The sequence below is a fragment of the Altibacter sp. HG106 genome, assembly GCF_028561755.1.
Taxonomy (GTDB): domain Bacteria; phylum Bacteroidota; class Bacteroidia; order Flavobacteriales; family Flavobacteriaceae; genus DFVG01.
In genome coordinates, this window is record NZ_JAQQTD010000005.1 from 50657 (window position 1) to 64694 (window position 14038).

Sequence of the window (14038 nt, forward strand, 5' to 3'; positions counted from 1 at the left end):
TATGGTAGACATCACACAAAAACAAAATACCCTACGCATTGCGATCGCGCAAGCCACCGTCAAGGTAAGTCGGCATGCCACTATTGACGCCATTGAACAGGGAACCGTTCCCAAGGGGGATGTGTTTGCCATGAGCAAAGCCGCCGGACTGCTAGGCGTTAAAAAAACACCTGAGCTCCTCCCCGATTGTCATCCGCTGCCCATCGAAGCGACTTCCATAGAATATACGATACGCGGACTGGAAATTGACATCAAAGTAACGGTGAAGACCATTTATAAAACCGGTGTGGAAGTAGAGGCCATGCACGGTGCCAGCATTGTAGCGCTCAATATGTACGACATGCTGAAACCCATTGACAAAGGTGTTGAAATTCAACATATCAAACTCCTTGAAAAACGCGGTGGGAAATCGGATCTCAACAGTAGTGGCGCCCATTTGAAAGCTGCCGTCATTGTTTGTTCCGATTCTATTTCCGAAGGAAAAAATGAAGACCGCTCGGGACAAGCCCTGGTGGCATTACTTGAAGCGCACGAAGTTGCTATTGAAGACTATAGCGTCATTCCGGATGATCACGATGGCATTCAAGAAAAAGCAACGCAATGTGTAACTAAAAAAATACCTTTGATCATCTTTACGGGCGGCACCGGACTATCTCCTACGGATATTACTCCAGAAGCCCTGCAGCCCCTTATTGAACGCCCGGTTCCGGGAATTGAAGAGGTGATCCGGCGCTACGGACAAGAACGCACGCCGTTAGCGATGCTGTCACGCAGTGTCGCCGGTATGATAGGGAATAGCCTGGTGTTGGCGGTTCCGGGATCTACCAAAGGCGCCCAGGAATCCTTACAGGCCTTGTTGCCGGCTGTGTTTCACATCTTTCATATTGCGGAAGGAGGCAGTCATTGAGTGCAACAGGAGCACATATCTTGACCGATTCTTTCGGAAGAAAGCACACCTATCTGCGTATTTCCTTGACGGAAAAATGCAATTTGCGTTGCACCTATTGTATGCCGCAGGAAGGCGTACCGCTCACTCCCTCGAAGCATTTGATGTCCGCCGAAGAGATTTTTCAGATGGCTTCGCTATTCGTGCAGGAAGGGGTTACGAAAATCCGACTTACAGGCGGAGAGCCGCTGGTGCGTAAAGATTTCCCCGAATTACTGCAAAAATTGAGCAGCTTACCGATTAAATGCACGCTTACTACTAATGGCGTTATCATCGATCGCCATCTCGATCTTCTCAAAGAATGCGAAGTAACCACCATCAATCTCAGTTTGGATACGCTGAGCGCCGATAAATTTAAAAAAATCACCTTTCGAAATGATTTCGAGAAGGTGTACGAGAATCTAATGCTACTGCTGGATCATGGGTTCCAAGTAAAAATCAACGTGGTATTGATGAAAGGGGTCAACGATGACGAGATCATCGACTTCCTAGAATTTACAAAGGAAAACCCGATAAGTGTTCGGTTTATTGAGTTCATGCCCTTTGAAGGAAATGCCTGGAATCGAACCAAGACCATCTCCTACCAACATATTATGAGCGTTGTCAAGACGCACTTCGGAAGCGAAACCGTCCTTAGGTTGCAGGATGCGCCCAATGACACTACCAAAAACTATAAGATTCGAGGTTTTGAGGGGTTCTTCGGAATTATCAGCACTGTAACCAACCCCTTCTGTGATAGTTGCAATCGGCTGCGACTCACGGCCAATGGACAACTAAAAAACTGTTTGTTTTCCGATTCGGAAAGTGATCTGTTGACTCCCTTTCGGGCGGGAGAAGATATTCGTCCCGTCATTCACAATGCGGTGATGAAAAAGCATGCGATGCGAGGCGGACTCAATCGTCCGGAGGATTTCGAGGATGTTACACAACACAAAAATCGAAGTATGATCAGGATTGGCGGCTAGCCCTTTCTTTGAGTCGGTGATAGGCCTCAGGCGTATCCATATCTTCCAAAGAGGTGTCACAAGGCACCAATACTAACGAGTGGGTATATTTCATCGAAAGCTTCTTAGCGCCTGTATCACCTGACAGGGTTTGTAGTTCCGGAAAAAAATGGCGATCAAAAAGTACCGGGGCACCCCACCAGTCCGCTTCCCGCTCTTTTGAAACGATAATCTGTTGGGCATCGGGTTTGAATTCGGAAAGTAGTTGCTTAAAGTGTTCCATACCTATTAGCGGCTGATCGACCAGCGCGATCAAGATTCCCTGAATCTCGGGATGCGTTTTTACGGCTTTTTCAACCCCAAGGGCAATACTTCGTCCCATGCCCTGCTTCCACGTAGCGTTGATCACTGTTTCTACGGAATAATTAGAAAGGACAGGAACAATCCCTTCGGAATGCGCTCCAAGCACCACAAACACTTTGTCCGATAGTTGCTGTAATACCGAAAGCTGATGTTCGATCAAGGTAGTTTGATGCCACGGAAGCAAAGGTTTCGGTTGCCCCATTCGTGAGGAACCTCCAGCTGCCATCAGCAGCACTGCAATATTATTCATGAATTGCGCCCATTTTATCCTGAAGCGGCATCGGGTGTTGCTCACGAAGCACCGACAGGATTTCAGAAAGAATGGACACAGCAATTTCCGAAGCGCTCTCAGCCCCAATATTGAGTCCAGCCGGACCATGGATCCGGTCGATAAAATCACTTTCAATCTCAGGTTTCATTTCGATGAGTTCCGACAATAATCGTTCTCTTCGATGAATAGGCCCTAACAGACCAAGATAGGCAGGACGGGCTTCTTCTAGCGCCATTACGTATTGCAGATCCTTCTGAAAGCTATGCGTCATAAGCACCACTGCAGTTTGCGAATCAAATACACTCGTATCTAACGCTGCGTACAATGGTGTCGTTATACTCGTAGCGCCTTCAAAGAATTCGAGGTTTTTTTGTTCATCAGGAGCCGCTATGATATGTACTTCCCACCCTAGTTGTGATGCCATGCTACTTAGTTGTGACGCATCGTGTTCTGCTCCAAAAATGTACAACTGGAATAAGGGCGCGAATTTCTGGGTAAATCTAATGGAAGCATCGGCTTCCTGATAGCGGAATGCGGGATGCAAGGGAATCATCTCTTCTCCTATCTGAAGAATCGTGCCCATGGGTGCGCCTTTGTTTTCAATAGACGATTGAAAGTAGGTAACGCCATGAAATGGTTTTCTGGCCTTGATCTGAGCCTGGAAGCGTGAATGGTATTCCTGAGATACGAAGATAGGTTCTAACAACAGATACAGAATTCCTTCACAGCCCAATCGATAGCGACCATCGTACGTCATCATTTTGGGAATCCCGGTTTCAAAAACCGACGCTGCCTGACGAAATACTTCCTTTTCCACACAGCCTCCGCTCACGGCACCCACAGAGGCACCCTTGTCATTCCAAAGCATGCGAACCCCAGGTCTTCGATAAGAAGATCCTTCCAATTTCACCACTGTAGCCAATACTAACGAATGACCTTGTTGTTGCCAGGAAATAGCCGCTTCAATGATCGCTTTTAACTCATGTGTCATATTTTATAATATACTGATTAAAAGCTTTATAACATTAAACAATTAAAGCGATTGTTTATCCTATTACTGGTTGTGGAGCATTAAAGGGTTGGTCGTAGTATCGCTTACCCGTCGCTTTGTACATGGCATTGGCGAGCGCGCCCATGATGGGTGGAAAAGGTGGTTCTCCTAAGCCGGTGGGATCAATGTCATTTTGAACAAAATCTACCTGAATACGTTTGGGTGCTTCGGAATGACGGATAAGTCGGTAGCGATCAAAATTCTGTTGTTCCGGTTTTCCATCCTTAAAGGTGATGGCACTGTACATAGCGTGTCCAATTCCATCTACGATCCCTCCTTCCGCTAAGTTAGAAGCCGCATCAGGATTTACGACAATTCCGCAGTCAATCGCGCAATACACATCCTGAACGACCGGCTTATCGCCTTCCATCTCAATATCCAAGACTTGCGCTACGTAAGAATTATGGCAAAAATAGGCAGAAACACCCCGATTTTTGGAAGCATCTTGATTGTTCCAACCCGATTTGTCTCGCACCAATTCTAAGACACCTTTATAGCGCAATGGGTCATAGTCATTATTCTCCCCCACGGGGGTATCGATAGAACGCTGTAACAAGTCTAAACGGAATTGTATAGGGTCTTTTCCAACAATCTCGGCCAATTCATCTAAAAAGGACTGTTCTGCGCCTGCGATGAAGTTTGATCGAGGCGCTCTAAAAGCCCCAGTCGTAATGTTGGACTCGATGGCCCACGATTCTGCCAAATAATTATCCACAGCCCCGGCTGGGAAGCGATTGGCAGCCAATGGACTCTCTGGAATACCTCCTGCGATCACATGAAAACCAATCAATTCATTGTTTTCGTCCAAGGCGGCTTTGTAAGTAGCGCGATACGCCGGCCGATAGGTTCCATGCGTCATATCGTCTTCTCGGGTATATACCAGCTTGACGGGAGCGTTCATTTGTTGTGAGATCACCGCGGCCTCTACCAGAAAATGTCCGTAGAGCCTTCTTCCAAAGCCACCACCCATGCGAGTCATCATTATATCGACCTTCTCGAGTGGGAGTCCGAGACGCTCTGCCACACTTTGCTCCATAAATTCCGGCGTTTGTATGGGTCCGACCAATTCAGCATGATCGGCGGTTACATTCGCAAAGAAATTCATAGGCTCCATCGGGTTGTGCGCTAAAAACGGACAACTATAGCTGCGTTCCACCACTTTTGCTGCATTTTTGAACGCCTTTTCGGGATCTCCGTCCTTTCGCACGATTTCAGCGCGTTGCGGCCCCATATCTACCATTTGTGAGGTATGGGTTTTTGTATTTTCAAGTCCGGCCGGATGATTAACGGTCATGGTTCGACCAAAAATGTTCATTTCATTTTCAATATCCGGAGCCAGTTCCCATTCGGCCTTCACGGCTTTTTTGGCTTGCATCACTTGCCAGGTGCTTTCTCCCACTACCACTACGAGTTTTGTAAAGGCACTGGTATCAAAAGCACTTCTCTTTTGATCTTCAGAATACGTATCGACTGTAAGAACATCTTTGATGCCCGGCATGTTTTTCGCTTCGGAAGCATCCAGGGATTTTAGTTGCATTCCAAAGGCGGGTGGGTGCACCACCATGGCGATCAACATATCATCCCGCTGAATATCGAGTCCGTATAACGGTTGTCCTGTTACGATCTTGGTTCCGTCAACATTTTTTCGGGACGTCCCGATGATCTTAAAATCACTTTTCTCTTTAAGGGGCACTTCTTCAGGAATCTCCAGTTGCGCCGCAGCTGCTGCCATTTCGCCATAACCGGCCGACGCTCCTGTTCCCGCATGTGAAAGCGTTCCATTTTCGGTAGTAATTTCAGACATGGGTACTTGCCAGGCGTCTGCCGCCGCTTGCTTTAATAAGTGTTTCGCGGTGGCTCCCGCCGTTCGAAGCGACTCCCATCCCTGACGGATAGACTGGCTTCCCCCAGCCAATTGACGCGTAAACAGGTCGGTATTTAACGGCGCTTGTTCTACGATCACATCCCCCCAATCGATATCGAGTTCTTCAGCAACCAGCATCGGCATAGAGGTCTTTACATTTTGGCCGATCTCTGGATTGGGCGAATAAATAGTGACCAATCCGTTATCTCCGATCTTCAGAAATCCGTTCATTCCGAACCATTCCTTCGGAAGTTCCTGAGCCACGGCCACATGCGCCTCTTTCTGTTTACAAGAGGCCAGCCAACTAAACCCAATCACCATGCCGCCGCCTGCAAGAGAAACACTCTTGATAAACGATCGACGTCCCATCGCAACTTTTGAACTACTCATATCGTATTTGTTTTAATGCTTTATTACTGTATTGAAGAAGGTACTACTACTGCCCCGCGGCCGTTTTAATCGCCGCTTTGATGCGCGTATACGTGCCACATCGGCAAATATTACCATTCATGGTGCTTTCAATTTCTTCGTCGGAAGGATTTGGACTTCTTTTTAGTAAGGACGCGGCCGACATGATCTGTCCGGCCTGACAATAACCGCATTGCGGCACATCGTGTTCTAACCACGCCTTTTGCACAGGATGATCGGCATTCTCGGAAAGGCCTTCAATGGTGGTAATTTCATAGTCGCCCATAGAAGACACCGGCAACTGGCACGAGCGCACCGCATCGCCATCTACGTGTATGGTGCAGGCACCGCATTGAGCGATACCACAGCCGTATTTGGTACCTACTAGATGTAGCTCATCTCGCAATACCCAAAGCATGGGCGTGGAAGGATCGACATCCACTTTTTGCTGCTTTCCATTGATATTCAAGGTAAATACTGCCATAAAGAAGAAATTTTATTCAAGATAATGAATAAAACGCTGCTTTTTGAAAGGCAATCTAATTCAGAAGTATTCTAAATAATTGGGGGATTAACTGGCCTGGGCGTTCTGAACGGGCTCGGTATGGTATTCCATTTCGGACGTCTCGAAACACGCTTTTTCTTCGTTGTAAATACGACAGGAATCAATGGGGTTCACATACACATGTAGCGTCATTGCCCGTTGTTGCGTAGGGTTTTCCAAGGTGTGGTATCCCATACTGTCATCCATAAAACTGATAGTTCCGGGGGCTAAGCTACTTTCTGCGCTCGGTGTAAGATTACCGTCCTTTTCTTCGTAGCGCACTTCCGCAAGGCTTCCTTGCAATTGACACACCCAGCAATTCTGACCTGAGTGATCGTGAATTCCTGTTTGTGCGCCTTGATCCCAACACAGCAAAATAAATTCAAAATGTTCGCTTCTGGTCACGCAATTTCGCGTGTAGGTACCGGATTCCCAGGAAGCAAAGGCCTCAAACTCTTCAATAGGAATCTGCATTCGTTTCAGAATTCGAACCTGTTCGGAAGGGGCTGCTTCTTCAAAACATTCAATAAGTTGATCTACGGAAGTGATGGGTGTCATAGGTGGTTTTTACAAATATGTATGCGTACTTTTGTTATTTACGATAAAAGAACGTACTATACATGCGTTCTAGTCAATATAACAAAAAATAGCGAACCACAAAATTACAATTCTTCATGCGAGATACCCTGCAACAATTTCAAAAACTTGCGACGGCTCTTTTACAAGACGAAGCAACACATCCGGTAGCCGATTTTATACCTGCTGATACGCTGTATGATGCGCTCGATCTCTCCCTTCAAAAGGAAGGGATTTCCGAAGAAGTCTTTGAAGAAGCCTTACAGGAACTCGTTTTTAAGACACCACGTACAGCTACGAGCGCCTTTTTTAATCAGTTGTTTGGCGGACGGAACGAAAAGGCCGTCTTAGGAGAACTTCTTGCGGTCCTGTTGAATAATAGTATGTATACCTATAAGGCAGCCGGACCTCAAATTGGTGTAGAAAAGGTAGTGCTTCGGAAGGTATGCGAGCTGCTCGACTGGGATGCACAGTCGGATGGAACTCTGGCCCCGGGAGGTTCTATGACCAATTACATGGCAATGGTGATGGCGCGGGATGCTGTAGACAGTGCGACACCGTATCAGGGTATTCAGAAGAAAATGACGGTGTATACGTCGTCAGAATCACATTATAGCATTCCAAAGAATGCTGCTTTTTCAGGCATAGGCCGAGATCAGGTTCGGTATGTACCTACCAACGATTTTGGACAGATGAATGCAGACGCCCTGGCGGCTTTAGTTTCCGAAGATATTGCAAAAGGGTTTACGCCCATTATGGTGAATGCCACGGCAGGTACAACGGTTCTTGGTGCCTTTGATGCGATTCCGCCCTTGCGCGCCATATGTGATGAACACAAGATGTGGCTTCACGTAGATGGTGCTTATTGTGGCTCGGTAATGTTCAGCGACACCTATAAACATCTTATTAAAGGGGTTTCTCAAGTAGATTCTTTCAGCTTCAACGCTCATAAAATGATTGGTACGCCCCTCTCCTGCTCTATTATTGTGGTTAAGGATAAGAAGCACCTGTACAATTCGTTCTCAAATGATGCCAGCTATCTTTATCAAACCGATCACGATGAATTCAACTTGGGAAAAACCTCACTGCAGTGTGGAAGACGCAATGACGCGTTGAAGTTCTGGACCCTATGGAAAAGTGTCGGTACAAATGGCTTACAGAACATTGTGGACCATCAATTTTATCTGGCAGATGTAGCGCGGGAATACATTCGAAACAACGAAGATTATACACTCTACAGCTATGAAGAGTCCATTTCTATTTGTTTTAACTATAAAAACATTCCGGCACGTGTGCTGTGTACAGCCCTCTACGAACAAGAAGCACTCTTAGTAGGGTACGGCTCTTTTCGAACGGAAGAATTTATACGCCTGGTGACCATCAATGCTCAAAATGAAAAAGAAGACATTCTTCACTTCTTTCAAACCTTAGAACAGTTTGTCGAGCAACATCAAAGTCTTTTAGCAGAACCCGCAAATTCCTAAATATGGATATCACTAAGCTTGTTGTACTAGGACTTTACGTGGCCATATTATTTGGAATTGGTATCGTAGCTTCCCGACGTGTCAAGAGCATGAGTGATTTTTATGTAGGCGGAAAGAAAATTGGCTATTGGGCCGTTGCCTTTTCTGCTCGTGCCACCGGGGAATCGGGATGGTTGTTAATTGGTCTCACAGGAATGGGAGCGCTTTTCGGCCTATCCACTTATTGGGTGGTGGTTGGGGAAGTTCTGGGCGTCGCCATTTCTTGGTGGTTTATGGCCAAGAAGTTCAAGCGAAAATCGGATGAATACAATGCTATTACGGTTCCCGATTATCTGGAAAGTCATTTTAAAAGTAACACCAAGACCCTTCGGATCCTCGCATCTACGATTCTTTCCATTTTTGTGGTGATCTATGTGAGTTCCCAAATTGATGTCACCGGAAAGGCCTTTGAGACCATGATGGATATGAACTATTATTGGGGAGCTATCATCGGGTTTTTGATTGTACTCTCCTACATTTTTATCGGTGGGTTTGTCGCAGCAGTTTGGTCTGATTTGTTTCAAGGCCTCATGATGTTCATCGGGTTGGTAATGCTTCCCATCGTTGTTTTTTTCAGTATGGATGGCGGGACCGGAATCATAGAAGGCTTACAATCTATCGACCCGGCACTCACCCAAGTTTGGGGAACCAGTACCGATGTTTGGATGAACATCGCCACCATGTTAGGCTTCGCTATGATCGGACTCGGATTCTTGGGCTCTCCACAAGTGTATGTTCGATTTATGTCTATTAAGAGCGAAAAACAGATCGACAAGGGAAAATGGGTCGCGGTATTGTTTACATTGCTCACCGATGCGGCAGCGGTTACCATCGGTATTTTAGCCCGTATTATCTTTACGGAAAGCGGGCAAGATCCGGAAGCAATTCTAGGGACCGGAGCCGAAAGCGTCTTGAATATCATGACCGAAAACTTTTTGCCCTATATCGTGGTAGCTATTTATGTAGCCATCGTGCTCTCTGCCATCATGTCGACCATCGATTCACTTTTAGTGATCGCTTCCAGTGCCATTACTCGTGATTTCTATCAGAAGATCTTTAGACCCGACCTGAAAGATGAGGCCTTAGCGCCACTTTCTCGCAAAGTAACGCTTGTCATGGCCTTTGTTGCCTTGATCATCGCCATGGTTATTGCTGTTGTAGCTCCCAACCATACGGTATTTTGGCTTATTATCTTTGGATGGTCTGGCATTGCCGCCTCCTTCTGCCCGGTTATTATATTGACGCTTTTCTGGAAAGGACTTTCAGAAACAGGTGCCATCGCTGCCATGATCGCCGGTTTTCTCTGCGTTCCTATCTTCAAGTTTGTAGTACAGGGTATGGAAGGCATCGGTCCGTATTTTGTGCAGCTGGACGTGCTTGCGCCTTCCTTCCTAATATCGATGATTATGGCCTGGGTATTCTCTAAAGTATATCCAGACCAAAATACGAAAGACGACAGCAATGATACCACTGCACAGCAAGCGATCGCTTCTGAAAAAACGGAATCCTAATATATTTGGTCTTAGTCGAAATCAACGTCCGTCTTTTTTTCTATGGTGGCTGTTTTCTTAGCGGGAAAACGGTAGGCAATACCAAAATTGATCAAATAATCGGCAAAGGCCGAATCACCATTCCTAAATTCTCCTGTCACCTCACTCGTTTCAATATCGGTTACACTCTGCGGGCGTTCACGACGTAACGCAATGGGAACGTTTAGATTCAAGGAAACATTGGAGCGCATAAACGAAATGCCTGGATCTATAGATAATACATTTCCGGGGCGACGAAAACCTTCACTTCCCCCTACGAGATCTTCTACCGGAATACCCTCATAACGCGCCCCCAGCGACGCCGCCCATGTGGTAGAAAACGAATAACTCGCGCCGGCACGGACTGAAAATTGATCGGGAACCGACATGATGGCTTCGTTCTGTAGGATGGGGCTCAACGTTTCACGAAAGGTACGCACCCCGTTCGTTTCACGCGGGTTTATAAGATAAAAACCTCCGGCATATGCAAAAAACTGAGGAGCGATCTGTTGATAGAGTTGAAAATCGACGGTCACTCCAAATCCACCGTCTCCAGGTTGAATTGACTGATCCACGGGGCGTACTTGCGGACTGCCATCTACCCCAACGTTATAAAAAATATCGGTGGCATTGAAGTTTCCGGTGGGTAGTTTTACGCCCAAACCTACGGCTAGGTTACCATTGGTATGTGCTACAGGGTCAAAGAACCAATAGCCAACTCCCAAACGAATATCACCTAAACCCCGACTGAAAGTCATGTTCCGCTCCTCGCGACCATGCTCATATAATGAAGATCGTGTATTGATGACCGTCGGAATCGTCATTCCCGCATACCAGCGATTGGATAAGGCGTAGTTCAAACTGAGGTCCCAGGCATGCGCATTATTAACCACTTCGGTATTATTGGTTACCCGATCGGGTTCTTCTTCGGTACCGCGAAAGTGTCGAAACGATCGAAAATACCGATAATTGAGTCCAATTTGAAAACTCCCTTCGTTCAGAAGATTGTTTTCCAATTGATTTCCGACGCTACAGGAAAAATGACGGATGGCCACACAGCCCTGAGCGTAGAGTGATATTGTTGAAAATAAGCTAACACATAATAAGCTAAAAAAAATAGAGCGTTTCATATTGAAATAAGGTTGGTTGTTCCCGCTAAACTAAGTCAGGAAACGAGACCGAAAGTTTAAGGATGCTTTAAAAAAAGAAAGACAAGATTAAAAAGACTATGAAGACACTAAGGACAGAAAGACGAGGGGTACTAAAAACCAAACAGCGCCCCTGCTAAAAGAGCGCTGTTTTTTCCAAGAACCAATTTCCGTTGATTGTATTGCTAAATTAAATCTAGAAATCTTATGATAACGATGTTTAAATCATTCTTATTCGTTATTACATTGCTAAAGTACTCGCTTGCTGGCGCAGTTCCGACTAAGAAGACTTTAAAAGGTGTAAGAAAAAACTAAAAAGGTTAAGCAAAGTTTAAGATCGCTGGATTCGCTAATTTTTTGGTAATATAGCACTCGGTGAATCGGAAAACTATTTATATCGTTCTTTTTGTGATTTCGGTCTTGGGGTTGTTTGTCATCCAATACCAATATCTGCGCATCTCTTTAAATTTAGCGAAAGTTCAATTCGACCGAAAGATCGCTGAGGCGGGCGCTGCCATGCAAGAAGACCTGCAAACTCAAAACCAACTCACGTTTTTACTGGCACAAGGTCTTACAAATAACACCCAATACTTTAAACTGAGTAGCGATAGTCTGGCAGATGCCTCCCGACATTTTTTAGATGACTTTGTTACGCAACGATTGAATGAAAAGGGGGTTGAAGCAACACATTCCTACCGATTGTTTACCCGAGACAGTACCTATTACCTAAAAGCCCCTAGAGAAATTGATCTGGCCGAAGGTGTTAACGCCTACACCTTTGAGCTTAGCGGATATTTACCTGAGAGACTCGGACAAAAAGTGTATCTCGAATTGCAGTTTGTGGCCCTGAATCGTTATTTTCTCTTTCAACTTAACGGCCTGATCATTCCAGGCTTGCTTTTTAGTCTCATCATTATTTTAGTGGTTATCTGGGTACTTCGATCGTTTTATTGGCAGCGAAAGATCATCACCACTACGAATGAATTTATCAATAATCTAACACACGAATTGAAAACGCCGGTATTTGCGATTGGGATTGCGACGAAATTGCTTCAAAAAGATGCTTCGGAAGCCCAGGAACCTGTCATTCAGAGTATTCGACAACAAACAGAACGCCTTAAGCTGCATATCGAAAAAGTATTGGACCTGGCTCGAATTGAATCACGGAAGCGGTATTTTAATCTCATAGTTGTCGATTTCAAACCCAATATAGAAGCCGTGTGTACTACCTTTAAGGCTATGGCAGCCCTAGAGAATATTCCCTTTCACTATTCCCTTTCCAAGGAAGCGTTTCCAATTAAAGCAGAACCGGTACATTTGGAAAATGCGCTTCAGAATCTCTTAGACAATGCTAAGAAATACGGGCAGGAAAGTGCCATTTCATTAGCGGCAAACATTATAGGAAATCATCTTACGATTGCAATAACGGATGAAGGTCCGGGGATTTCAGTTTCAGAACAGAAAAAAGTATTTCAAAAATATTACAGAGGTTCTCAAGAGAGTCAGAATAGGGTATCCGGCTACGGCTTAGGACTCAGTTACGTGAAAGAAGTAATTAAAAAACACAATGGCACTTTGAAGCTACAAAGTGAGCTGCAACGAGGTACAACGGTAATTATAAGAATTCCAATCCATGAGTAATAACACCCACACATTACTATTAGTAGAAGACGATAAAACGGTGGGGTACCTCCTTTCGGAATATCTAAAAATGAATGGTTTTTCTGTTACCTGGTCACCCACCGCAGCGGATGCCTTGAAAAAACTGCAAGAAGGTCATTTTCATCTCGCTATTCTCGATGTGATGCTTCCCGATAGCGACGGGTTTGCCCTCGCTGAAAAAATTAAAGAACAGCGCCCCGAGCTCTCGTTCCTTTTTCTTACCGCTCGCTCACTTAAGGTGGATGTGCTGAAAGGGTTTGCCGCCGGAGCCGTAGATTATCTGAAGAAACCAATAGACGAGGAAGAGTTAGTAGTACGAATCAAAACGTTATTGGCGAGAATCGGTGCGGAAGGACCTAAAAAAATCAACAACGATTACGCTATTGGACAATATGTACTTCTTCCGCGTAAACAAGAACTAGTCTTTCAGGAACAATCGCAATCCCTCACGAAACGAGAAACGGCTATCCTAGCCCTACTTGCGGCTCACCCCAATGAATTGTGCAGCTATCAACAAATACTCACTTCCATCTGGGGGAAAAACGATTATTTCAACAAAAAAAGTCTGAATGTTTTTATTTCAAAACTGCGCAAATACCTAGAAGAAGACCCTGCGGTATCTATCGAAAATGTTCACAACAGCGGTTTTATTTTGAAAGTAGAGAATGGTTAAGCGGCGATGCCTTCCATGGTGGCCAAGGTAGTGCTCCACACAATAACGGAAGAGATAAAGATGCCTATCGTATTGGCCAGGAACGCCTTTTTAGTCTCAAAATTAAAGAGATAGGCCGCAATCGTTCCGGCATACACTCCCGTACCAGGAATGGGCAGGGATACGAAAAACATCAATCCCCAAAACCCGTACTTTTTGATTTTATCGGCCGACCCCACTTTGGCGCGTCTCGCGACCCATAAGGCAGCTTTTTTATAAAAATACCACCGAAGACAATAGGTGTTGATGCTATGGAGAAAATATTTCATGATGGGAAATACAAGTACATTCGCCGCAAAACACACAACAAACACGAGATAAATGTTCACATCGTTGAACAGCCCATATGGAATACCCACCTTGGCCTCTCCGAAAGGAGAGACACTCCACAGCATTGCGATGATAGTATCTTTTAACACAGGTACTTTTTTGAACTGCAAAAGTACATACCCTTGAGACTAAAAACAATGGTAGGGGTACTAAATAAATGGTAAAAC

Annotated in this window: 13 protein-coding genes; 6 read left to right on the forward strand and 7 right to left on the reverse strand. The window is 45.3% G+C overall.

The window, feature by feature from the left end; all coding sequences use genetic code 11:
• Position 1: 1 nt before the first annotated feature.
• Both moaCB and moaA read left to right on the forward strand, forming a co-directional pair.
• Complete coding sequence (moaCB, locus tag PO830_RS09420) at positions 2 to 907, forward strand: bifunctional molybdenum cofactor biosynthesis protein MoaC/MoaB (RefSeq protein WP_272853310.1); 906 nt, start codon at positions 2 to 4, stop codon at positions 905 to 907.
• The gene (moaA, locus tag PO830_RS09425) at positions 904 to 1911 is read left to right on the forward strand and encodes a GTP 3',8-cyclase MoaA (RefSeq protein ID WP_272853311.1); all 1008 of its coding nucleotides are present in this window, start codon (positions 904 to 906) and stop codon (positions 1909 to 1911) included. The genes moaCB and moaA overlap by 4 nt, the downstream gene beginning before the upstream one ends.
• On the opposite strand, the gene PO830_RS09430 is transcribed toward moaA, so the two are convergent.
• The 5 genes from PO830_RS09430 to PO830_RS09450 all read right to left on the reverse strand — a co-directional run bounded on the left by PO830_RS09430 (position 1895) and on the right by PO830_RS09450 (position 6949).
• Positions 1895 to 2503 (reverse strand): nucleotidyltransferase family protein, encoded by a 609-nt coding sequence (locus tag PO830_RS09430; protein WP_272853312.1) that lies wholly within the window; start codon positions 2501 to 2503, stop codon positions 1895 to 1897. The two genes, moaA and PO830_RS09430, sit on opposite strands and share 17 nt — an antisense overlap.
• The gene (locus PO830_RS09435; RefSeq protein WP_272853313.1) at positions 2496 to 3515 is read right to left on the reverse strand and encodes an XdhC family protein; all 1020 of its coding nucleotides are present in this window, start codon (positions 3513 to 3515) and stop codon (positions 2496 to 2498) included. Before PO830_RS09435 ends, PO830_RS09430 begins: the two co-directional genes overlap by 8 nt.
• 55 nt (positions 3516 to 3570) lie before the next feature.
• On the reverse strand, positions 3571 to 5829 hold the full coding sequence (locus tag PO830_RS09440; RefSeq protein ID WP_272853314.1) for a xanthine dehydrogenase family protein molybdopterin-binding subunit: 2259 nt from the start codon (positions 5827 to 5829) through the stop codon (positions 3571 to 3573).
• A 46-nt stretch (positions 5830 to 5875) separates the two neighbouring features.
• The gene (locus tag PO830_RS09445) at positions 5876 to 6331 is read right to left on the reverse strand and encodes a (2Fe-2S)-binding protein (protein ID WP_272853315.1); all 456 of its coding nucleotides are present in this window, start codon (positions 6329 to 6331) and stop codon (positions 5876 to 5878) included.
• An 87-nt stretch (positions 6332 to 6418) separates the two neighbouring features.
• Complete coding sequence (locus tag PO830_RS09450; RefSeq protein WP_272853316.1) at positions 6419 to 6949, reverse strand: cysteine dioxygenase; 531 nt, start codon at positions 6947 to 6949, stop codon at positions 6419 to 6421.
• Positions 6950 to 7065: 116 nt separating this feature from the next.
• Here PO830_RS09450 and PO830_RS09455 point away from each other — a divergent pair, with 116 nt between their 5' ends.
• Positions 7066 to 8451 (forward strand): pyridoxal phosphate-dependent decarboxylase family protein, encoded by a 1386-nt coding sequence (locus tag PO830_RS09455; protein WP_272853317.1) that lies wholly within the window; start codon positions 7066 to 7068, stop codon positions 8449 to 8451.
• A 2-nt stretch (positions 8452 to 8453) separates the two neighbouring features.
• Positions 8454 to 10001 (forward strand): sodium/proline symporter, encoded by a 1548-nt coding sequence (locus tag PO830_RS09460; RefSeq protein ID WP_272853318.1) that lies wholly within the window; start codon positions 8454 to 8456, stop codon positions 9999 to 10001.
• 11 nt (positions 10002 to 10012) lie between these two features.
• Here PO830_RS09460 and PO830_RS09465 read toward each other — a convergent pair whose 3' ends face one another.
• The gene (locus tag PO830_RS09465) at positions 10013 to 11149 is read right to left on the reverse strand and encodes a hypothetical protein (protein ID WP_272853319.1); all 1137 of its coding nucleotides are present in this window, start codon (positions 11147 to 11149) and stop codon (positions 10013 to 10015) included.
• Positions 11150 to 11542: 393 nt separating this feature from the next.
• Between PO830_RS09465 and PO830_RS09470 the strand changes: the two genes are divergently transcribed.
• Both PO830_RS09470 and PO830_RS09475 read left to right on the forward strand, forming a co-directional pair.
• Complete coding sequence (locus PO830_RS09470; protein WP_272853320.1) at positions 11543 to 12808, forward strand: sensor histidine kinase; 1266 nt, start codon at positions 11543 to 11545, stop codon at positions 12806 to 12808.
• A complete protein-coding gene (locus PO830_RS09475; protein WP_272853321.1) occupies positions 12801 to 13502 on the forward strand; it encodes a response regulator transcription factor in 702 nt (233 codons plus the stop codon). The genes PO830_RS09470 and PO830_RS09475 overlap by 8 nt, the downstream gene beginning before the upstream one ends.
• Here PO830_RS09475 and PO830_RS09480 read toward each other — a convergent pair.
• Positions 13499 to 13936 carry a COG2426 family protein gene (locus PO830_RS09480; protein WP_442870101.1) on the reverse strand — a complete coding sequence of 146 codons (438 nt, stop codon included), beginning with the start codon at positions 13934 to 13936 and terminating at the stop codon, positions 13499 to 13501. The genes PO830_RS09475 and PO830_RS09480 overlap by 4 nt on opposite strands.
• Between the last annotated feature and the right edge of the window lie 102 nt (positions 13937 to 14038).

Excerpts from the sequence above, each read along its gene's own strand:
- moaCB (WP_272853310.1), top strand. The coding sequence starts at position 2 with ATGGTAGACATCACACAAAAACAAAATACCCTACGCATTGCGATCGCG.
- PO830_RS09430 (WP_272853312.1), bottom strand. The coding sequence starts at position 2,503 with ATGAATAATATTGCAGTGCTGCTGATGGCAGCTGGAGGTTCCTCACGA.
- PO830_RS09435 (WP_272853313.1), bottom strand. The coding sequence starts at position 3,515 with ATGACACATGAGTTAAAAGCGATCATTGAAGCGGCTATTTCCTGGCAA.
- PO830_RS09440 (WP_272853314.1), bottom strand. The coding sequence starts at position 5,829 with ATGAGTAGTTCAAAAGTTGCGATGGGACGTCGATCGTTTATCAAGAGT.
- PO830_RS09445 (WP_272853315.1), bottom strand. The coding sequence starts at position 6,331 with ATGGCAGTATTTACCTTGAATATCAATGGAAAGCAGCAAAAAGTGGAT.
- PO830_RS09450 (WP_272853316.1), bottom strand. The coding sequence starts at position 6,949 with ATGACACCCATCACTTCCGTAGATCAACTTATTGAATGTTTTGAAGAA.
- PO830_RS09455 (WP_272853317.1), top strand. The coding sequence starts at position 7,066 with ATGCGAGATACCCTGCAACAATTTCAAAAACTTGCGACGGCTCTTTTA.
- PO830_RS09460 (WP_272853318.1), top strand. The coding sequence starts at position 8,454 with ATGGATATCACTAAGCTTGTTGTACTAGGACTTTACGTGGCCATATTA.
- PO830_RS09465 (WP_272853319.1), bottom strand. The coding sequence starts at position 11,149 with ATGAAACGCTCTATTTTTTTTAGCTTATTATGTGTTAGCTTATTTTCA.
- PO830_RS09475 (WP_272853321.1), top strand. The coding sequence starts at position 12,801 with ATGAGTAATAACACCCACACATTACTATTAGTAGAAGACGATAAAACG.
- PO830_RS09480 (WP_442870101.1), bottom strand. The coding sequence starts at position 13,936 with ATGCTGTGGAGTGTCTCTCCTTTCGGAGAGGCCAAGGTGGGTATTCCA.